The 21995-nt window shown below is 41.0% G+C and carries 16 protein-coding genes and 2 tRNA genes; 7 read left to right on the top strand and 11 right to left on the bottom strand.

All coding sequences use genetic code 11. The features are described from left to right. Window positions 1-426 precede the first annotated feature (426 nt). From DRZ93_RS04365 to DRZ93_RS04355, 3 genes are all read right to left on the bottom strand, one after another. Window positions 427-2049: a methyl-accepting chemotaxis protein gene (locus DRZ93_RS04365; protein WP_113745949.1), complete on the bottom strand. Its 1623-nt coding sequence runs from the start codon at window positions 2047-2049 to the stop codon at window positions 427-429. A gap of 205 nt (window positions 2050-2254) precedes the next feature. Continuing rightward, on the bottom strand, window positions 2255-2674 hold the full coding sequence (locus DRZ93_RS04360; RefSeq protein WP_172458040.1) for a fluoride efflux transporter FluC: 420 nt from the start codon (window positions 2672-2674) through the stop codon (window positions 2255-2257). Continuing rightward, a complete protein-coding gene (locus DRZ93_RS04355; protein ID WP_113745947.1) occupies window positions 2664-3050 on the bottom strand; it encodes a FluC/FEX family fluoride channel in 387 nt (128 codons plus the stop codon). The genes DRZ93_RS04360 and DRZ93_RS04355 overlap by 11 nt, the downstream gene beginning before the upstream one ends. A gap of 552 nt (window positions 3051-3602) precedes the next feature. Between DRZ93_RS04355 and rimP the strand changes: the two genes are divergently transcribed. From rimP to DRZ93_RS04330, 5 genes are read left to right on the top strand one after another with little or no spacing between them, the layout of a single operon-like run. Continuing rightward, entirely contained in the window at window positions 3603-4106 is a 504-nt protein-coding gene (gene rimP / locus DRZ93_RS04350; RefSeq protein WP_113744918.1) for a ribosome maturation factor RimP, read from the top strand. 14 nt (window positions 4107-4120) lie between these two features. Beyond that, window positions 4121-5596 carry a transcription termination factor NusA gene (nusA, locus tag DRZ93_RS04345; protein WP_113745946.1) on the top strand — a complete coding sequence of 492 codons (1476 nt, stop codon included), beginning with the start codon at window positions 4121-4123 and terminating at the stop codon, window positions 5594-5596. Window positions 5597-5607: 11 nt separating this feature from the next. After that, window positions 5608-8145, top strand: a complete 2538-nt coding sequence (gene infB, locus DRZ93_RS04340; protein WP_113744916.1) for a translation initiation factor IF-2 — start codon at window positions 5608-5610, stop codon at window positions 8143-8145. An 8-nt stretch (window positions 8146-8153) separates the two neighbouring features. Beyond that, window positions 8154-8513 carry a 30S ribosome-binding factor RbfA gene (gene rbfA, locus DRZ93_RS04335; protein ID WP_113744915.1) on the top strand — a complete coding sequence of 120 codons (360 nt, stop codon included), beginning with the start codon at window positions 8154-8156 and terminating at the stop codon, window positions 8511-8513. A 47-nt stretch (window positions 8514-8560) separates the two neighbouring features. After that, a complete protein-coding gene (locus DRZ93_RS04330; RefSeq protein ID WP_113744914.1) occupies window positions 8561-8959 on the top strand; it encodes a hypothetical protein in 399 nt (132 codons plus the stop codon). Here DRZ93_RS04330 and DRZ93_RS04325 read toward each other — a convergent pair. Further along, entirely contained in the window at window positions 8951-9583 is a 633-nt protein-coding gene (locus DRZ93_RS04325) for a tetratricopeptide repeat protein (protein ID WP_113744913.1), read from the bottom strand. The two genes, DRZ93_RS04330 and DRZ93_RS04325, sit on opposite strands and share 9 nt — an antisense overlap. A gap of 55 nt (window positions 9584-9638) precedes the next feature. Here DRZ93_RS04325 and DRZ93_RS04320 point away from each other — a divergent pair. Next, window positions 9639-9711, top strand: a tRNA-Thr gene (locus DRZ93_RS04320). Between the two features lie 210 nt (window positions 9712-9921). On the opposite strand, the gene DRZ93_RS13515 is transcribed toward DRZ93_RS04320, so the two are convergent. The 4 genes from DRZ93_RS13515 to DRZ93_RS04305 form a co-directional block, all read right to left on the bottom strand. Next, window positions 9922-10077, bottom strand: a complete 156-nt coding sequence (locus DRZ93_RS13515; protein WP_172458038.1) for a hypothetical protein — start codon at window positions 10075-10077, stop codon at window positions 9922-9924. 317 nt (window positions 10078-10394) lie between these two features. Continuing rightward, window positions 10395-11729, bottom strand: coding sequence for an NCS2 family permease (locus tag DRZ93_RS04315; RefSeq protein ID WP_113745944.1), 1335 nt, complete (start codon window positions 11727-11729; stop codon window positions 10395-10397). Between the two features lie 185 nt (window positions 11730-11914). Beyond that, window positions 11915-12934, bottom strand: coding sequence for an NAD-dependent epimerase/dehydratase family protein (locus DRZ93_RS04310; protein WP_113745943.1), 1020 nt, complete (start codon window positions 12932-12934; stop codon window positions 11915-11917). 224 nt (window positions 12935-13158) lie between these two features. Beyond that, the gene (locus DRZ93_RS04305; RefSeq protein ID WP_113744910.1) at window positions 13159-13548 is read right to left on the bottom strand and encodes a flagellin N-terminal helical domain-containing protein; all 390 of its coding nucleotides are present in this window, start codon (window positions 13546-13548) and stop codon (window positions 13159-13161) included. 1022 nt (window positions 13549-14570) lie between these two features. On the opposite strand from DRZ93_RS04305, the gene DRZ93_RS04300 reads away from it, so the two are divergent. Further along, window positions 14571-14825 (top strand): helix-turn-helix domain-containing protein, encoded by a 255-nt coding sequence (locus DRZ93_RS04300; RefSeq protein WP_172458036.1) that lies wholly within the window; start codon window positions 14571-14573, stop codon window positions 14823-14825. Between the two features lie 178 nt (window positions 14826-15003). Here the strand turns inward: DRZ93_RS04300 and DRZ93_RS04295 are convergent. The 3 genes from DRZ93_RS04295 to DRZ93_RS04285 all read right to left on the bottom strand — a co-directional run bounded on the left by DRZ93_RS04295 (window position 15004) and on the right by DRZ93_RS04285 (window position 21888). Beyond that, window positions 15004-15093, bottom strand: a tRNA-Leu gene (locus DRZ93_RS04295). A gap of 58 nt (window positions 15094-15151) precedes the next feature. Further along, on the bottom strand, window positions 15152-17236 hold the full coding sequence (locus DRZ93_RS04290) for a transglycosylase domain-containing protein (RefSeq protein ID WP_113745941.1): 2085 nt from the start codon (window positions 17234-17236) through the stop codon (window positions 15152-15154). Further along, complete coding sequence (locus DRZ93_RS04285) at window positions 17236-21888, bottom strand: MG2 domain-containing protein (RefSeq protein ID WP_113745940.1); 4653 nt, start codon at window positions 21886-21888, stop codon at window positions 17236-17238. The genes DRZ93_RS04290 and DRZ93_RS04285 overlap by 1 nt, the downstream gene beginning before the upstream one ends. Between the last annotated feature and the right edge of the window lie 107 nt (window positions 21889-21995).

The raw sequence follows: 21995 nt of genomic DNA, 5'->3' as shown, positions 1-21995 counted from the left end.
TATATCAAAGGAATAATGAGAAGAAATGCAAATATCTTGATCGATTCAACCTCATGTTACACATGTGGTTGTAAAGAGATTGACTAAAGTAAAAATATTGTATTCTTCATACTAAGTATAACAGTGCTTATAAAATCTAGTAGAGCCCAAAAACAATTTTGCTATAACAGTCTTAAAATTTATCTGCATTATTTATAATTTGTATCTTCATTTATAAAATATGCGCTGTTGTGCGCAACTTTTTTAGTTCACATTTATAAATTCTGTTATATAAATTAAAGGGCCTTAATATGACCTTTAAGATATTTGTGCCAGCACAGCACTAAAGAGAACATAAAAGAGTGCAGACAGATAGAGTGAATATAAGGCAGGGCCGATAAAAAAGGCCACATACTAAGATGCAGCCTTTTATTTGAGATACATATTCTATACAGTACTCTCGCCAGGATTTACCTTAAACTGTGAAAGATCATCCATAACCTGCTGCAGAGCCTCGCTTGCATCATTAACAGCAATAGAGTTTTTATGTGAGGCCTGTGAGACCTCCTGAGTAATACTTGTTACCTGTTGCATATTGCCAGAGATTTCAGCTGTAGATGAGCTCTGCTGCTCAGCTGCTGTGGCAATCTGTGTGATCTTCATATTTACATCATCGGCATTGCTGATAATACTGCCTAATATCTCCTCAAGAGTCTTGGCAATCTGTGCCACATTGTCCATATTATGTACAGACTGATTCATAGAGTCAGAGGCAGTCTTGGCATCATTCTGCACACGTGAGACCATGTTTGAGATCTCCTGTGTAGAATTTGAGGTTCTCTGAGCTAAAGCACGTACCTCATCGGCCACCACAGCAAAGCCGCGACCTGCCTCACCGGCACGGGCTGCCTCAATGGCGGCATTGAGGGCCAGAAGATTGGTCTGCTGTGAAATACCATAAATGGTCTCAACAATGGTGGTAATATTCTGAGTCTGTGCTACAAGCTCATCAATGTGCTTGGCATCTATCTTGGTCTGCTCAACCTGAGCATAGATATTGCTGATGGTCTCCTGCAGAGTATGCATACCCTGCTCGGTAATATTGCGGGCATGGTTGGCAGCTTCGGTGGCACTCTGACAGTTTTTGGCAATATCAGCTGTAGTTGAGGCCATCTCATCGGTGGCGGCAGCTACTGTGATGGTCAGACTTTCACCTTCCTGTGCCTTTTGAATCATATTGTCAGAGGCTTTTTGAATACCGCCTGTAATATCTGAAAGATCGTTTATCTTATTCTTGATATGGGCAATTTTGTCAGATAACTGCACACGCATATCATCAAGACGTCTTGTCATTCTGCCAAACTCGTCATTGCTAAGAGCTTTAATCTCCTGTGACAGATCTGAGTTGGCTATGGTGTCTACATTCTTTACAGTGTGATCAAGAGACTCGGTGACGCTAAGTGATATAAAGCGGGCCATGAACATGGAGAAGAGGGTCATGAACAGGGTTACACCAAGTACATAGTAGATTGGCTCATAGCTTGAGAGGGTATCAGTTGAGCTTCGTGATCTTTCAATCTGATAGCCAATGATTTTATCCAGATTGATAATGGCATCAATATAGACAGGAGTCATGGTCATATACAGCACAGTATTGCCAAGATTTGGATTTTGTGACTGCAGAGCTCTTGTAAATATAGAGTTATAGACTTCAGTGTACTCTTTAATATTCTGTTTAACCTTTCTTTTTTCTTCACCAAAGAGAGTTTCATCAAATCTCTGCACTCTGTCATTGAGGGCATTTAATCTTTGCACAATATAATTGTGGTCAATCTTCTGTCTTTGATTTTCCTGTTCAATCATATTGTGTACCTCATGTAGCATATCACGGGCTGATGAAATACGGCCATAGCGTGATGACAGATTGTCATGCACATCTGAGGCTACAGAAATGGAGTTTAATAGCTGCTTTGTAGCATAGCCTGCTACAGATGCTGACATGATGATAATTGTAATAAATACAATAAAAAGCTTTATCGAAACCTTTAAGTTTAAAAATGATTTAATCATATTTTTCCCTAGTAGTTTAGGGACATATCAAAGACAAAAAATGCTTTAATATCTACCTATTTTGTAATAATTGAAAAAATAATTCATGTAGTGAGTATAGCAGTAGATAATTTTTAAGTGTATAAAAATCGCTGAAATTTGTTATATGGACCAAAAATATCTTGAAAAAACATAAGAAATTAAAGTCTATCTTGATTTTATATAATCAGCCTCTTACTTTTTTATAAGCTATAAGCCTTAAAATTGACAGAGTGATGGCAAAGGAAATGGCGCAGATTATGACAAAGAAAATAAGCTCGAGGGCTATGATAAGTACGGAGAGAATATAGCTGTGCTCTCGTGCAAGAAATACTGCCAATACGGAAAAGGAAGAGAGGCCGCCTAAAAATCCTGTCTGTAAAAATGCTCTTAAATAAGGACCGCGTATTAAACTGTGCACAATAAGACAGTAGAGTATGCCAATTAACGCGCAGCTTAGGATATCTGCAGTATGTAAAAAGCTTATGGTCAGCGGCAGTCTGTCATAAAGAGGGGAGTCTAGCATTGATAAAAACAGCCGCAGGCAGGCTCCAAGAGCGCCTCCTAAAAAAATAAAGAACTGTGTTTTAAACTGTCTATGGCGCATAGATATCTCCTGTAAGAGCATAAGTCTGTATAGCCAGCATGGCTGATATTAGTCCAAATACAGCATTTAACAGAAGATATATGATTAAGGGCACAAAGCGTCTTTTTAAAATCATTTCAATACAGTCGGCACACAGAGCACTTAAGGTACCAAGGGCCACAGCAAAACCTGAGATCAGTGCAAAGGCTATGGTAACGGGCAGTGACAGACCTAAATAGACGGTTAAAAAGGTAGCAAGAGCATTTACAGCCACCACGCCATAGGGCAGGGTATTTGACAGTCCTGATATAAAATTTAGAATACAGGATCGCGTCAGTGCCCCAAGACCACCTGCAATAAAAACAATGATAAAAGTATTTAGATTGACACTGAGCATAATAAGACCCCACAAAACTGATTATACCTTAAAGCGTTTGCAGCTTGCATCAGTGCACTCAATTATGACAGACAGGCTAAGACTGACATGGCATGTCATGTCATTTCAAAGATAAAGCACTTTTAGGCTCAGACTTTAAAATGCTGTGTGCAAAAGCAGTGTAACAGCTATAAATACCAAAGTTAAGATAAGGCCTTGAGATCTTGGTTTTTGGTGCCACGTGCAAAAGCCCTTAAGATAAAAAAGAGGCAAAGATTATATTGTCCTTTACGTTTTTGATGGCAGGTGTCCTTAAGTTTTGTAAGTAAAGGGCAAGGTAGTATGAGATGGGTCGTATTTTGCGTTAAGCATGGCAAATGCTTTAATCATCCTTGCATTATTTATGCAAAATTAGTAGAATATAAGAGCTTTTATTTATTACTTTTAATAATGAAAGTGATGGTGGTCAATACCACTGCGGTTGCACTGCACTCGCGCCTTTATTAGGCAAATACAGGTGGAACTTAGGAAGAGGCCCCAGTTAAGGGGCTTTTTTTATGGAAGAGGGTTTTTATGTCAGGAACCATAGAAGACAGAATTTATGATCTAGTCTGTCCTTTGATTGAATCTATGGGCGCTACACTGTGGGGAGTTCGCTACAAGACTTCACATACACGCGCTCTTTTGCAGATTTTTATTGAGCATGATGATGGTGTAAGCGCCGATCTGTGCGGTGATATTACCCATGTACTCTCTCCTGCATTAGATGCTGCAGACATTATTGCACCTGCCTACACTCTTGAGGTTTCATCTCCAGGTCTTGACAGAATTTTATTTACATTAGATCAGGTCAGAGACTATACAGACAATACTGTAAGGGCTGAGCTGCGTATACCTTTTATGGGCAGACGCAAGCTTGAGGGCTTATTATTATCAGTATCAGAAGATGGTACACTTGTAATTGATGATAAAGATCAGGGACAGATGGAAATTGCCTTTGCCAATGTCTCTTTATTACGTGTTGTACCAAAGTTTAAGACAAACACTGTGCCAAAAGCTGCCAAGGCGCATAAATAAGAGGTTAATTGATAATGGGAAAGGAAATTATTGCCATTGCAGAGGCTCTGTCTAACGAGCGCGCAATTCCTAGAGACAAAATCTTTGAGGCCCTTGAGATAGCACTGGCCACTGCAACTAAAAAGAAATATCAGGTTGAAATTGCAGTAAGAGTCTCTATTGATAAAAAAGAAGGCTCATACAGAACCTTCAGACGCTGGGAGGTTGTAGATGATGACAATCTGCACTCACCTGCCACACAGACCACTTTATCTGCAGCACAGGTAGATTATCCGCAGGTGCAGGTAGGTGACTTTGTTGAAGATGAAATTCCTTCAGTTGAATTTGACAGAATTACTATTCAGACTGCCAAGCAGGTTTTATCACAGAAGGTGAAGGACGCAGAGCGCGAGCAGATTATTGCCGAGCATAGAGAGCGCCTTGGCCATGTTATCAATGCTGTGGTTAAAAAACAGGGCCGTGATTTTATGATACTTGATCTTGGAAACAATGCCGAGGCAGTATTAAAGCGTGAGCAGCTCATTCCGCATGAGACCTTTGGCCGCGGTGATCGCGTCAAGGTTCTGCTCTCTGATATCAAGGCAGACGGCAAGGGTCCGCAGCTTATATGTTCACGTACCTCACCTGAGTTTTTAGCCGAGCTCTTTAGAATTGAAGTGCCTGAGATTGGTGAGGATATCATTGAGATCATGGGGGTATCACGCGATCCAGGTTCACGTGCCAAGATTGCTGTGCGCTCCAAGGACAAGCGCATTGATCCAAGAGGTGCCTGTATTGGTATGCGCGGCGCCCGTGTTATGGCTGTCTCAAATGAGCTCTCTGGCGAAAAGATTGATGTGGTGCTTTATGATGAGAACCTCGCTCAGTATGTAACTAATGCCATGGAGCCTGCTGAGGTATCACGCATTATTATCAATGAAGATACTCATACTATTGATATTGCTGTAGCTGATGAGAATCTGGCTTTAGCCATCGGCAGAAACGGTCAGAATGTGCGCCTTGCCTCTGCACTGTTAAAGTGGGATCTTAAAGTCAAAGCCGAATCTCAGATGGAAAAAGAGCTCAAAGATGAAGAGGATAAGGTGGTCAATGTCTTTATGGACGCACTCAATATTGATCATGACTTTGCCTCAGTACTCTGTGACAACGGCTTTACCACACTTGAGGAAATTGCCTATGTACCTGTCAGCGAGTTTTTAACTATTGACGGTATGGATGAGTCCATTGCCAATGCTCTGCAGGATAATGCCAAAGAGGCTATTGCAAAGCGCAATGAGGATCAGGTCAAGGAAAGCTGCGCCAAGCTTGAAAAGCTTGATGGTATTGACAGCATGCTGGCTCTAAAGCTGGTACAGGCTGGTATTCATGATGCCGAAGAGCTGGCAGAAATGGCTACTGATGATTTAAGCTCCATTGAAGGCCTTGATGAGAACAAGGCAGGTGAGATTATTATGACTGCACGTAACGAGTGCTGGTTTAAACAGGAATAAGCGGGGCAGATATGACTGAACAGAACAACAATGTAGAGAACGGCGCCCCAAAGCGCATGTCATTGAACAAGAAAACTCATTCAACTCTGACTTTATCTAGCAATGCCGGTAAATCCAAAGTGGTTCAGGTTGAGGTGCGTAAGAAAAAGACCTTTGATCCACAAGAGATTGCAAGACGCCAGAGAGAAGAGCAGGAGGCACTAGAGCGCGCCCGTCAGGAGGAAGCTAAAGCCAAGGCTGAGGCTGAGCGTCAGAGAGCTTTAAAGGAGCAGGAAGAAAAAGAGAGACTTGCTGCCGCTCAAAAGGAAAAAGAAGCTAAACTTGCAGCAGAGCAGAAGGCAAAGGCCGAGGCTAAGAAGAGCGCTGCTGATACTAAGAAAAACAACGCTGACAAAGAGGCTCAGGAGCAGTTAAAGCGTCAGCAGGAGGCTCAAAGAGCACTGCAGATTGAAGAGCAGACCCGCCGTCAGCAGGAGGAGGCCCGTCGCCTGGCTGAGGAAAATGCAGCACGCTGGGAGCAGGAGGAGGAAGAGCGTCGCAAGGAAAGTGAAAGTGACAGCGACAATGGAACCTCCTTATATGTGCGTGAGGCTGAGGCCCGTCAGGAGCGCGAGGCTGAAAACCGTGGCCGTCACCGTGGCAACTCACAGGAAAGACGTCAGGGCTCTTCTAAAAAGCGTGAAGAGAATGAAAATATGCTGCCAGGTGGCAAACGCGGCAATGTCAAACGTCAGGGTCGTGCCCAGAAGGGTGCTGCCAAATTAAATCAGCAGCAGCACGGCTTTAACAAGCCTGCAGCCCCTGTATCACGTGATGTGGTAATTGGCGAGACCATTACTGTAGCCGAGCTTGCCCAGAAGATGGCCGTCAAGGGTGCCGAGGTTATCAAGACTCTCATGAAGATGGGCGAAATGGTAACTATCAATCAGGTTATTGATCAGGCCACAGCACAACTTGTTGCCGAGGAGATGGGCCACAAGGTTATACTGCGCAAGGAGAATGAGCTTGAAGAGTCAATTCTAGCCGAGCGCAAGAGTGAGGCTGAGAAGGTTTCACGTGCTCCTGTTGTTACTATTATGGGTCACGTAGATCATGGTAAAACCTCACTGCTTGACTTTATCCGCAAATCAAAGGTGGCTGCAGGCGAGGCTGGCGGTATTACACAGCGTATCGGTGCCTATCATGTTGAGACCAGAAATGCAGGTATTACCTTCCTCGATACCCCAGGTCACGCCGCCTTTACTGCCATGCGTGCCCGTGGTGCCCAGGCTACAGATATTGTAATTTTAGTTGTAGCTGCCGATGATGGTGTGATGCCGCAGACTATTGAGGCTATTCAGCATGCCCAGGCAGCCAAGGTACCTTTAATTGTGGCTATCAACAAGATTGACAAGCCATCAGCCGAGCCATCACGTGTTATCAATGAGCTCATTCAGCACAGTGTAATTCCTGAGAGCATGGGTGGTGAGACACAGTTTGTTGAGGTATCAGCCAAGACCGGTCAGGGTATTGATGATCTGCTTGAAGCTGTACTGCTGCAGGCTGAGGTTTTAGAGCTGACAGCTGTAGCTGACGGTATGGCTACTGGCGTGGTTATTGAATCACGTCTTGACAAGGGCCGTGGTCCTGTGGCCTCTGTGCTTGTACAGGAAGGTACACTGCACAAGGGTGATGTGGTACTGTGCGGACTTGAGTATGGACGTGTCAGATCACTGCGCAATGAAAAGGGTCAGAACCTTGATGAGGCAGGTCCATCTATTCCTGTTGAGATCTATGGTCTGTCAGGTGTGCCAGATGCAGGTGACGAGGTTACTGTAGTGCGCGATGAGCGCAAGGCCCGTGAAGTTGCACTGTTCCGTCAGGGCAAGTTCAGAGAGATTAAGATTGCCAAGCAGCAAAAGGCCAAGCTTGAGAATATGTTCAAGGACAATCAGGCCTCAGAGCTTAATGTGGTACTCAAGGCCGATACACAAGGCTCAGTTGAGGCCATCTCCGATGCTTTAAACAAGCTTGCAACCGATGAGGTTATGGTACATATTGTAGGTTCAGGTGTAGGCGGTATTACCGAGACTGATGCCACCTTAGCCGCCGCCTCATCAGCTATTATTGTAGGCTTTAACGTGCGTGCCGATGCTCCGGCCCGTCGTGTTATTGACTCTGAGGGTGTTGATCTGCACTACTACAGCGTAATCTACGATCTTATCGATGATGTCAAGAGCGCCATGAGCGGTATGTTAAAGGCCGAGGTGCGTCAGGAGATCATTGGTCTTGCCGAGGTGCGCGATGTCTTCCGTCATCCAAAGTTTGGCTCTATTGCCGGCTGTATGGTTACAGAGGGTGTTATCAAGCGTTCAGCCCCTATCCGTGTGCTGCGTGACAACGTGGTTATTTTTGAAGGTGAGCTTGACTCTCTGCGTCGCTTCAAGGACGATGTGGCTGAGGTTAAATCAGGTACAGAGTGTGGCGTTGGTGTGAAGAACTATCAGGATGTACGCGTAGGCGATCAGATTGAAGTCTTTGAGAACATTGAGATTAAACGTACACTGTAAAGGAAGCTATGCCCAAAAGTTTTGGTAGAAATGAAAGAGTGGCAGCCTCAGTGCGTCGTGAGGTGTCAGATATCATTTTAAATGAGATAAAAGATCCGCGTGTGAAAAAGGCCACAGTGACTGAGGTCAGTGTCAGCCCCGATCTGCGCAATGCCCGTATCTATATCTCATTTTTAACTGATAGTGAGGATGATATCAAAAGTGCCATGGAAGGTCTGCAAAGTGCCCAGGGTTTTGTCAGAAGTGCTCTTGCCTCAAGGCTGAAGCTGCGTTATATGCCAAATATACACTTCATTTTTGACAAGCTGCTCTCTGAGAGCATGAAGCTTGATGCACTTATTGCCAAGGGTCTTGGCAGGGCAGACTAGTGTAGATTTTTTTGTTAAAAAGGCGCTTTAATGCGCCTTTATTCTATATGGAACAGTATAAGGATATTTTTTATTCAACCTCCATACTAGTTGCAGTATGGATAATGGCTATAGGCTCGTCGCCGACGCTACCGCCGCTTTTGGATCTGTGCGTTATGGCAGCTGCCGCCATCTATCTTATCTATGTGGCAATAGGGTTACACAAAAAGCTGCGCCGCTTTATGGCTTTGATTTTTATCATTACAGCGCTTATGCCTTTTTTATTCTATCTGCAGATGTATTATGTGCATCTAAATGCTATAGAGATAGATAAGGAGGTATTTAAAAGCAATCTTATGCATGCCTATGTTATTTATAATATATTCAGATACACGGCACTGCTGCTGAGCTTTATCTGTGCCCTGAGGCTGTTTTTAAGAGCCGTCAGGGACTTTGCATCATTCTGAGTCTTCTTTGTACTCGGCACCATATTGCTTGTAGTACATATCAAGAGCAGGGCCATAGCGATCGTTGGCTGCAAGCTTTAAAAGCTCCAGGCCCTTTTTATCCTTTGGATTTTTCTTAAGCAGTATCAGGGCAAGATCATACTGAGCCGGGGCATATTCTAAATCGCAGGCCTTTTGCAGATACTCAATTACAGCCTCCTCACCGCCTCGACCCTGTGGATTTTTAAAGCCTGAGGCATAGAGTGTTGACATACCGTAGATAGATTGAATATCAGAGCATTTTACGCCATTGATAAAGGCGTGATAGGCCTCATTATGGTCAGCCTTGGTTCCAAGACCATGCATATAGAATGTGCCAAGATAGCCATAGGCCTGACAGAAGTTTAATTTAGCAGAGGCATTGGCAAAATAAAAAGCCTGTTTATAGTCAGGATCGCTTTGTGATAAAACAGTAATCATCTGCTCAAACTCATTGGATCCTGCCTGAGTAAAGCTGACATTGCGCTCATTGTAAGGCACATTATCAATTCTGTTTTTCGTCTCGACACTTACGCTCTCCTCGGACATAGCTACAGGCAAAAGGGAGAACAGCAGACCTGTAATAAGTATTTTTTTTATAATCATGGTAAACCTTTAGCTATAATGGACAAAATATAAAAATTTGTTACAATACATGCACGCTGGCTTAGCTCAGTCGGTAGAGCAATTGATTCGTAACCAATAGGTCGCAGGTTCGATTCCTGCAGTCAGCAAAAAACCACATCTCCAGCTTCTCTTAATTTTTATACTTTATTTTTATACTTTAAAGACAAATTGTAAAGCAGTGCTCTCAAGCTTTGTGACTGCATCAGATTAATTTGCTCTGTTATGGACATAGATTGTATATTTAAGCAACAAAGTGCACTCATAACCTGCTTTTTAGCTATAAATTAACTTTAAAGGCCATATGTCTTTTGCTCCTGTTATCTAGCATTACCTGCGTATAAAGTAAGTGTTATACACAATGCCAGGAGAGGATCATCAAAGACGCTAAGAGCTGTGTCTGAATGTATAATCTTATCTATCTGCTGTAATAATAGAGCCATGAGTGTCCAGGATATTTTTTCAATAATAAACATGAGCTCTCTTTGAGTGCTACACCAGGGCAGCCACACAGAGCATAGTGTAAGTCATCTAAAAATTTTATCTGTCAGACTGTCTTTTATTATTAAAGACAGATCTTTTTGAAATCTGATAGGGTGATTTAAGATCTGATATAAAAAAAACATACAACAGAGTCTGTACCTATCTGTATGACATACTATCTTTAAAAAAAATCAGTAGATCTCAGCACCGTTATGATAAGAGTGAAAGCAATGGTTTTTAAAATGAGAAAAAAGATAAGGCGGGGTGTAGGGCACGCTCGTGTAGATAAAAGAGCGTGCCTTATATTTAATTAGTGCAGAGCAAAGCTTATGATAAAGATAATGGTTACACCCCACATAACAGGAGTGATTTCTTTATATTTGCCAGAGATGCACTTTAAGATGCAGTAGCTTGTAAAGCCAAAACCAAAGCCTGAGGCAATAGAGTAGCTAAGCGGCATCATAATAATGGTTAAGAAGGCAGGGATGGAGTCTGTATAGTCATTAAAGTTGATATGAGATACATTCTTCATCATCATGGCACCTACAATAATAAGAGCAGGAGCGGTGGCAAAAGCAGGAACAAGACCTGCAAGTGGAGCCAGCACAATAGCTAAAATAAAGCAGATACCTACAACCACAGCAGTAAGACCGGTACGGCCGCCGGCATTGGCACCTGCTGTTGACTCAACATATGAAGTTACAGTACAGGTTCCCATTACAGCAGAGAACATGGTACCTACAGAGTCTGTCAGCAGTGCTCTGTCGATATTTTCAATCTTGCCGTTTTCATCCATTAAATTGGCAGCACGGGATACACCAATCAAGGTACCGATATTGTCAAAGAGCTCTACTACAGTAAAGGTGAAAATTACAGTAACAAGACCATAGGAAATGGCACCCATGATATCCATAGCCAGGAAAGTTTCACTAAAGGCCGGCAGATCAAAGCTTATAACTGATGATAAAGAGGTAGGGGCAGGTGTGATACCTAAGGCCATACCAACAATGGTGATAATTAAAATACCAATGAGCATGGCGCCTTTGACATGCAGACTTAAAAGCACACCTATGATTAGCACACCTGTAGCACTTAAAAGTACACTAGGTGATTTTAAAGAGCCAAGGGCAACTAAAGTTGCAGGATTGTCAACTACAAGACCTGAGCCCTGCAGACCGACAAAAGCAATAAACATACCAATACCTACAACCACAGCGCTTTTGAGTGACATTGGCACTGAGTCAATAATAAGCTGACGCAGCCTGGTAATAGTTAAAAGTAAGAAGATAATGCCTGAGACAAATACAGCGCCCAGTGCTGTCTGCCATGGCAGACCTAAAGTACCGCAGACATAGAATGCAAAAAAGGCATTAAGACCCATGCCAGGAGCAACAGCTACAGGCAGATTGGCAAACAGACCCATAGCCAGGGTACAGATACCTGCAGACCAGATAGTGGCTGCAACTGCCGCCTCATGCGGAATGCCAGCCTCCTTAAGGATAGACGGGTTGACAAAAATGATGTAGGCCATGGCCACGAAGGTGGTAAGACCTGCAATAATCTCAGTTTTGATATTGGTGCCCTTGGTGCTTAAACCAAAGTATTTATCAAGAAAACCCTGATTGGCATTAGCTTGAGATGACATGTGATCCTCGATAAAGAGATGATAAAAAAGAGCAAAAAAAAGATATGCAAAAGATAACTAAAAAGAGCCTTAAGGTCAAGCAAAAAAAGCCTTTTTTAAAGCTCTAAGATTAGGAGATTTGCTGTGGACCATGGCACCTGATCTTGTAATAAAAGTCTGTTTTAAGGTGCCTTTTGTAGCCTGTGTCAGCTGTGTATGGCCTTTTGCAGAGATCTGATATCAGGGCATCTGAAGCGATAGCCTGTATCTATAAGATTTTTTGGATAAACCTTTTGATTGAGAGTTAGAAGTAGTCCGCGTCTGTCAGTTTGTTTGACCAAAAAGCCAGGCACCCACAGTAAAAAGGTCTGACGGTTGAACACAGCGCGCAAAAGCTCATAGCAGCGGCATGGATCAGGAGCCACCATATTAAAGGTTTTACAGTGATGACCTTTTATAATATGCAGCACAGCCTCTATGGCATCATCTATACCTATATATGATACATAGTTTTTGGCAATAATATTAAAAGGCGGCATTTTGTCCATAGCCTTTAAAATACCGCCACCTTTGCCCATAACCACACCAAAGCGCAGTATGGCCAGATTTTCATAGGTAAAAAGACTTATAGCCTTATTCTCGGCAGAGAGGGCTACCTCGGCTAAAAAATTGCTGCCAGGAGCAGTTTTTTCGGTTATCACATCATCACTTTCATCATAGACACCAGTGGCGCTGGCCTGTAGAAATATTCTTTTTTTGCTTATGCCCTCTTTTTTTAAAAACAATGTATAGAGCTTTTGAATTACATCAAGACGTGAGTTTTTGATCTCCTCAAGACGGCTTTGAGTTAAAAACTTCTGTGCAATTGAGGCTCCTGCCAGATTGACTATGGCATCAGACTCCATAAGCTTGTTGAAAATAGAGATAATATCCTCATTTAGGGATTTGTCGTGGATCTTTATAATAAAATCATCAATATCATCAATCTTGCGGCTCATGTCGCGGGTCTTGCCGTAAAGATAGGCACAGGCATCAAGAGCATCGACATAGGTCATAATATAAAGCTTTTTATTTAAATATGAGTCAATATCTGCCTTTACCTTACGCAGCATATTTAAACAGTGAGCTACATTGCGCGTTAAAACCACAATTTCATGCTCATCTATGCATCTTTTTATAAAATTTGAGCCAATAAAGCCCGAAGCACCGCAGACACAAATAACCATAGATATATCTCTTTTTTTACATAAATAAAGTCTTAATTTTATCCTATACCAATAACATAACAGAATACGGCACAATTAAAAATGCTCATATCTTATTTTTAAATGGTGTTTTAAAAAAGGAGCTTGGCAGGGAAAAAGACCTGTGCTGCAGGGGCAGAGGGGATGGGGATGAGTTATTTCTCCACCTTGTAATAAAAGGTGGAGAAATAGCTTACTATGATGGGCTAGATATTATTCATAAGGCGGTTGTGCAGCATTCTGATTTCAGATTCAATCATATGTATCTCATCTTCAATAGCACTTTTTTCCTCATCTGAATATGTATTGCTTTCAGCATCGACAGTAAGACATCTGATGCTCTTTAGCAAAAGAGCAATTTCAGATAAGGTCTCATCCATCTTTACCTGAAAGGTTGAGCCGTCTTTAAGACTTGAGGCATATTGATTAAATCTATGCAGCAAAGTCTCAAGACCTTCATAGTATTGCATGCAGTCAGCATCATCAGATGCCTGAGCCAGGCACAGCTTCGATGCAATTTCAGAAATATCCTGCATGGGCGGACCCATAAGCGAGCGACATTTCACTGCATCGTCAGCACGATTCAGGACTTCCATGTTCTCTCCGTAATTTATAATAAAAAAACTACATGCCAAAAATATGGCACGCAACTGCTTATGGTTTTAATGAAAATACCGTGCCAAGTTTAAATATTTATACTGATAAGATCAGTTCACAGCGTATATAAAAAGCCAGAGCAGACAGCAGGTGAAGGACTTGTGATTTGACACATTGGCCTTGTGTTAACTTTGAAAAAGGATGTATTTGTATCATGTATTATCAGGAGGCTAAATGTTGTGTAGCCACTTTTGGTGTAAGGCTTATAAAAAGGAGCTTTGTGACATTACATATAAGATGGCAGGCTTTTTTTAGTGTACGATTAAAAAATAGACTAATTTGTGTAAACAATTAATTAATACACTTTTGAATAATTAAAATTAATATTCAATTTTTGTGATCTTAGTTCAAAAAATTTTTATAAAAAGATTAAAAATTATTTTCATTTGAAAATAAAAGCAAGACAAATGCTTAACATTGTTGTTCTATAAAATTTTTGAAATATTTTGATAAATATCACATTTTATGGATTTTAGTGCACATATTTTTTAAAGTGATGTAGTAAATAACATGTTGATTATTAGTAATATATTATAGTTTTTTTGAACAAATGTTAGTTTTTGTATAAACAGAGTATTATTTTGCTTTTTACTATCTAAAGTCTAATAATTGAATGTAAAAGTTAAATTATAGTAAACTAATATTAACAATAGGTTAACAAAAATTAATTGCAAAGTCTTAAAAATTAGCATAAACTAAACTTCGTTTTTTATGACATAGATCATCTTAAAAAATCGACAGACGATAATGTTATTAAAAAACATTAGTATAAATTGCAAAATAGTATACAAAATACTAACCATTTATACTAAAATAAAACGTCATTCCGTATAGTGAATTTCATTAGGCGTGAATGATAGATTTAAACTGAAAGAAAACTTTATATTACAATTTCCGCAAGGAAAGATAATTTAAACTTTTAGTTTATACAAAATATTAAAAATTTTTAGGAATGTGTGCTATGGATGGACGTCTATTTCAAAGAGTGCGTCAGTCTCTGGGTCTGACAGCTGCTGAGCTTGCCGAGAAACTTTCAGTTTCAAAAGTTTATATCTCAATGATAGAGACCAATAAACGACCTGTATCTGAACTGCAGGAGTTAAAAATCAAAACTCTGTTGCGCGATGCGGTAGTAAATGGCGATGACGAACTGTTTCGACTGGTCTTTACTATAAGAGATGAGCATGAAACTTCAAAGAGTACGCTCAACTTCTAAGGTAATCTTAAACTAAGGATACAAGATTACACCAAGTAAAAAGGCATGGGATAAAACTCATGCTTTTTCTTTTTGCAAATAGCTTTCTTACAGGGCAAAGCTTTAGATTAAAATGTAGGGCCAGAAAAGAGATGGTTTAATTGCGGGCATAAAAAAAGGATCTGATGATCCTTTAGGCTGGTGCCCAGAGCCGGGGTCGAACCGGCACGAACGTATAAGGTTCGAGGGATTTTAAGTCCCTTGTGTCTACCTATTTCACCACCTGGGCAACAGATTTTTAATGTGAAACTCATTATATAGGATTTTTTTAATTTTAAAAGTCTTTTTTACGGATTTTTTGCAGGTACATAGACACTTATAGCATGACTTGAGCCTGCTGCATCACGCACCACTATGTTATACAGGCCAAAATCATTTGCATCTATATACTCACAGCTGTCACTCTGAGAGCCGTTGACAAAAACTGTATAAGGGGGCAAACCGCCGCGTAAATCAAGATAAATACGCCCTTCAATAGGAATTATCTGTGAATTATCAAGAGGAAAGTTTATCTGTAATTTCTCAGCTGTGCTGTCAAAAAGATCCTTTTCATTATCAAAGCTCAGATAGGACAGCCCCTCAGGAGGCTTTATCATAAGATCTCCTGGCACATAGCTCCTATCATCTTTGACATCAAGTTTTGAGAAAATCTCAAATAAAACAGGGGCAGCACGGCTAAAGCCTGTATAGGGACTGTTGCTGCTGCCATCTTCTCTTCCTGTGCGCACAGCTATGGTATAGCGCCCTAAAGAGCCAATGGCGTGGGCATCAACATAATTATAACTCGTCCCTGTTTTATAGCTAAGACTGTCCATAGCCTCATAGCCTTTAACTCTTTTGACCCTCTTTAGTATTTTATAAATAGTGGCAGCAGAGGTTTGAGATATCATCCTTTCATTAAATCTTATGCCGCTTTCATACAACATGACTCTATCATCTGCCTTGCGTGTTTTAAAGGTACTTTCACTCTTTAAAAGTGATGAAAGGGTTAGGTTTTGCTTATTGTGCAGATAAAAAAGAGCGGCGGCATTGTACAGGCCATTGTTTTTTAGCATGGCATAGAGCTCACACAGCGCTAATAACGAGCTTTGTGCACTGCCTGTAGCTAAAGACAGATTATTCTCATCACTGTCTAAAAGCACACTGTCATCTTTATTGATGATATTTAAAAACTCATCTGGCTGCAGGGCCTTTAAAATTTCAACTGCCGGCAGATTAAGCGATCTGACAAGAGCATCGGCCACACTTACCTGCCCTTCAAATTCACGGCTGTAATTTTTAGGCTGCCAGGTATTAAAGCTTTTTTGTTTATCATCAATAATACTAAAGGGCAGTACTATGCGCCTGTCAAAGGCTATAGCATAGATAAAAGGTTTTAATAAAGAGCCGCTTGAGCGCCTGGCCTTTGCAAAATCCACAAACTGTCTTTTACTGTCAGATGAACCAACGTAGCCTGCAACCGTATGACTCTTATTATCAATGGCAATAATGGCAAGACTCTCATGCCTTGATGCTCTTGCTCCAAAGGTGGATGCCACAGCATTTAAAGTATTTTGCACCTTAGGATCAATATATGAGTAATGCTCTTTGACCTTGCTTGAGGCAAAAGCTCTGTAACCTAAATGCATTGCAGATTGAGATGGGCGATATAAAGCTGTATCAATATCTGCCTTTGACGCTGTATCAAGTACGGCTTGACTTATAAGTAAGTCCCTGCAGGCCTTATCTAAAACTCTGTTTCTATAATAGATAGCACTTTTTTTATGCCTGTCAGGCCTTATTTTTTCAGGGGCACGCGGCAGTGCTACAAGCAGCGCAGCCTCATCCGGGGTCAGCTTATCTGGCATATGCTTAAAATACATAAGCGAGGCAGCACTTACACCTTCAATATTTGAACCAAAGGGTGCTAAGGTCAGATACAGATCTAAAATACGCTCTTTGCCATAATAGAGGGTAAGATAGGTAGCCTGTATGGCCTCTTTGATTTTGGAGATTAAGGTGCGCTCTTTTTTATCAAGGAGCCTTGCCACCTGCATGGCAAGGGTTGAGGCGCCGCTGAGATTGTAACCTTGTGCATTGCTTATAAGTGATCTGACAATAGAGATAGGATCGACACCAAGATGATAGTAAAAACGCTCATCTTCACTGGCAAGGAGCATTTTAAGATATAAAGGGTCAACCTTTTTATGCTCTGTTAAAAAGCGGATCTTGTCATCCAAGCTTAGTTTATAGGCAATAATGCCGCCATCTTTATCATACAGAACAGGCGATCTGTTATAAAATTCTGTAGCTCCATGCACTCCTGCAATAGCAGATATAATTAAATATGCAGCAAAAAGTAAAGCTGCATATTTTAAGGCCCTTATAACCATCAGTGTTTAATCACAAGTTTCTGATCGCAGGGCACAAAGGCACGTATAAAAGGGGCATTGTGCATAAAGGCAGTAGCTGAGCCTGCTGCATAACTGCCAGGCATGACAGCGCGCAGAGCATAGATATATAAAACATCATTATCTGAGCTCATATTGCTCTTAAGCCTTATCCTGTCATCACTTCTTTGCATCTGCACCGAGGCAAAATAGCCTTTAAAACTATCTGGCAGCAGTGTTTGTATCTGCTCTTGACTATAATCTACAGCCTCAAATTCAAAGCCTGCTGGCAGCATATCCTCAATGACCATATGCCCAAAGCTAAGAGCCATAAGTTTGGCCCTTAAAACCACATAGATCTTATCAGATGGTTTTAGATTTTTAAGATCTGTTTTATCAAGTGCTTTAAAGTTTTTATCATAGTAGTATTTTTTAAGCCCAAGTTTGTGTTCGTATGCCTTAGGTATGGACTGTGTCAGACCATAGGCTGACATGGTGGCAAAAAGATCATAAGAGCTGTCATTTACAATGCTGTAAGGATTGTGTCCTTTAAATTCTACATCCTTATAAAAGCTCATCTTGCTGCCATCTGTTGCTGCATGCACTATAGCCTTGTTATCGCTAAAGGATAAAAAGGCTGTATCTGAGCTTATAGCAGATAAATGCTCTGTAATGGTATTTACAGCCTTATTGTCATCAAGCACTGTAGCTAGGGATAAAAGCTCATAGCCTATATAATAAGGGGTGGCTATAGGGGATGGAGCATAGCTTTGCAGTAACGAGTGCAAAGAGGAGAGCTCTTGTAATGACAGTGACTGTGTGCATAATCTGTCATAGATTGATAAATACTCAGGATATAAAATAAGGGCCCGCTCACACGCCTCCCTGGCTCTTTTTATATCAGCTGTATTTAAAAAAGATCTGGCCATATACACATAATAGAGCAGATCATTGCATTTTGTCTCATCAAAGATATAGCGCATGCTGCCTACATTGACCCTGTCGTACTTTGAGAGCACGCTAAAGGCTAAAGCCTGCGCACACAAATCAAAGTTATTATAATTATCCTTAACATAGTTATAGGAGAGATTTAAAAGCTTTGAGTTGACATTAAAACCAAGATCCCTGGCATCTGTCAGATAATCTAGGCATAAAAGCGAGTAGAGATCATAACTGCCATCTAAATCAGATAAAGAAAATCTGCCGTCATGATAGATAAGACCCTCAAGTGTTTTGACAGCCTCAAGCAGTATATTGTCAGCCTCATCATATAAAGCTTTTATCTTTACATCTTTTTCGCTCTTGCCAAACTCATCAAGTGCCCCTGATTTTTTTAAATATAAAAGAGCATGGGCTCTTGCTATGGCATCATAAACAAAATAGCCCTGACTGGATAAAAGCTCATCGGCTATAGCCTTTAGATTAAGATTTGGCAGTGAGCTTAATGAGGCACGTAAGGTGGCATCTTTGGCAAAGTCATGTTTAAGATAGAGCATAGACTCATTACCTGCCTTGACATAATGGGTCACACTCTCTTTTATATCAGGATAGGACGGGCGTACAGACAGAAAAAGACTGTCCTTATACGAAAAATCATCAGAAGTAACCTCAATATCGACACTGCCCACGCCATAGCCTAAAGCCTTTAGCTCAAAGAGCGTGGCTTTACGCTCATCTGTCTTGACCTCAAAGCTTTGTGCGCCTTTACAGGATAATGGCTCTTTACAGTTAACCTTAATATCAAATTTTGAGCCTGAATTCTCTATATTGGCAATATCAAGCTTTAAATAGGATTTATCTAGGTTAGCTAAAAAGCGTGGCAGCACCGGTGTGACAACGGCACTGTCGCGCACCTTTATCAAGGTGCTTGCAGAGCCAAAATGTGTATCATCAAAGGCTGTAAGATTAAGGCGCAGCGCACCTGCAAACTGCGGCAGAGAAAAGTCAAGATGAGCCTTGCCATCTTGCACCCTGATAAGCTTTTTATTAAGGGCCGTTATCTTATAGGGAATGGCCGAGAGTGAGCCTAAGGCCTCGCTCTCATCACCATAACCCTGATTGTGACTTACCTTCTGCGGCATAAGATAGCTGTATCTGTCATAGACTGTATAGTAAAAGGACAGTGGGGTTAAAAGCTCCTTTACAATATCAGGAATCTTGTAATCGGCCATGGATAAAATGGCCTCATCCACTAAAGAGGCACTTAAATAACAGTTTTGACACTTATCAATCTCAACATCAAAGGCAAGAGTGCTCAAAGGCTTTATAAGAGCATCCTTATCAAGTGAGGTTTTAATCTTAAAGATACGTGAGCTAAAATCAAAAGGTATATGCACAAGGCCTATCTTGCGCGGTATAAAGCCTCTGTCATCGGCAAAGGCACGGGTGACATGTAACAGAGCATAGATATCAGAGCGCGCCTCATTAGGGGCCTTTATGCTGATGGTATTAATGCCTTTTTTTATTTTTTTGTTCTCAAGAGATAAAATTTTATCAGAGGCGAGCATAACAGAGGCTATACCATCAAAACTGCTCTCAAAGCTAAGAGTGACACTCTCCCCAGCTTTATAGCTTTTTTTATCTGTACTTACCTGCAATAAACTCTGACGCGAGTCAGCAAAGCTTGTATTAAAGCCATCATAAAACTCTCTTTGATAGATAATATTGCCAGACTCTTTATCCTTTAGAGTCAAAAGATAGCTGCCATCATCAAGATCAAAGGACAGATCGGCCCTGCCTTGGTCATCCTTGATTAAAACACTGCCGCCTTGTACATAGCTTTTGGTTTTAACCTCTCTAAAATCCCAGGTGTTATTGACATAGACATAATGATAAAAGCTTTTAACTCTCTCAAGAGTATATAAAGCCTCACGATCTTTAAACTCACCTGTGCGTGTGACATTTACAAGATCAAATGTGCTCACTGAGCCTTTATCTTCCCTCAAAGCTCCTGTATAGGCCATCTTTGAGTCAAGATGAAAGATCTTTTTAAAGCTTACAGTCTGATTTAAAGTATCATTGACCTGGGCATTTAAAACAAGAGACTGAGGATAGGTACTCTGCTGTACACTAAAATTATGGTAAAAAAGACCGTCTTTGTCAGTAAGACCATCTTGTGTGCTGTGCCCTGTATATTGTGGCTGCATACCAAAAAGATAATCTTCATAACCCTTGATGGCCCCTTCATCATAGGACAGATGCGATGTGACAAGATATTTTAGATTGTCAGCGCCTTTTCCATATAAAAAATCAGCACGCAGGGCAATTTTATCTGTGGCAGTGACATCTATGGTATCGCCGCTGTGAGCCTGACTTATTTTTACTGTAGGCGGGATAAAATCATCAACACTTACAGACAGGCTGTCTATTACATGTTCTCCGTCAAAGGAAAAATCAAAACGCTGATGGCCGCGTCTTATCTTTTTATCAAAGCAGTATTCAAACTCAAAGGCACCAGGGGCTGCTGCCTTTAACATCAATCTGTCAACCTCAAGATTCTGGGCATTAAATACTTTGACTACAAGATCAGATCCTTTATGGGCATTGTAATTGTTATCACGTATGATAACTCTGCCATGCAAAGTCTCACCTGGTCTGTATATACCTCTGTCAGAGTAGCTAAAGACATGCTGCGCACTTTGTCTTTTAAAATACTTTTCATTTAAATACACAGGAGCATCAAGCTTTAGAGTGTAGAGATCATCATCCAAAAAGGCATTGATATAGGCAGGGCTCATGGCATGATAGGCATCTTTGTCATACAGTCCTTCAAAGGCATAAAAACCCTTATTATCAGTTACACCACTCTCAAGCAGTTCATTGTTTCTGGAGCGCAGCTCAACTTTGACTTTAGGCAGCACTGTTCCTTTTAAAAAGGATTTGACCAAAACTGCAATATTGTCTTTGCCATAAAGCGAGGTTAAAGACAGATCGGAGATAATAAGTGACACATAGCGCTCGATTTTTTCAGAGCCGCTTTTGTTATTGTGCACACGTATAATATAAAGGCCAGAGCCCAGCGCCAGATCCTTTTTTAAATTGATGGTGCTTGTAATTCTCTCATTGCTTTTAAAAGCGGTTTTGATATCAAGCTTTTTGACAAGTCTGCCATTTTGCAGCGCCACATGCTTTTTATCATAGTCAGAGCCGTTTAAATCATAAAAATTGATATCATCTATATTGTTAGTGCCAATACTGTAAATATCAAGATAGAGCTTTTTAACATTGATACTCTCAAGGCTAAAAGAGGCCAGATCTCCATCTGGCGGCACAATCATGCCTTGTGTGTTAAAGATATTGGCAGCAGAGTCTGGCAGATTGAAGTTAAAAGTGGCATCATCTGAAAGTTTAAGGCCGTTTAGATCAGAAAACCCTCTGTCAACAGTAACCTTGTAGGTACTGCCATGGTGCAGATTGTTAAAGCACAGCTGCGAGCCGCTGGCACTGATATTAGCACTGATTTTGTTTTCATTTTCAAAAAGCGCAATTTTGCTGCGATCAAAATCAGAGTCAAACTCACCATTTGATAAAAGGCAGGCTGATGGCGGATACTGCAGTGATTTTTCAGCCACAGCTGTGATTTTAAGCTCAGATTGTGCAGCAGAGGCAAGGCTGCTAAAAACAAATAAAGAGTACAGTAAAAAGGCCTTTTTCATAGAACGCTCCCCATATGCTAATAAGCTTGTAAATTATAGCAGTTATGATCTTAACGTAAGTAACTGCTAGAGCACTTTGCGATGCAGATCTGCTATAACTTTGTCTT

It is taken from the genome of Anaerobiospirillum thomasii (assembly GCF_900445255.1).
Classification (GTDB): domain Bacteria; phylum Pseudomonadota; class Gammaproteobacteria; order Enterobacterales; family Succinivibrionaceae; genus Anaerobiospirillum_A; species Anaerobiospirillum_A thomasii.
The sequence above is the reverse complement of the archived record's forward strand: the minus strand, read 5'-3'. Positions and strand labels throughout refer to the sequence as shown.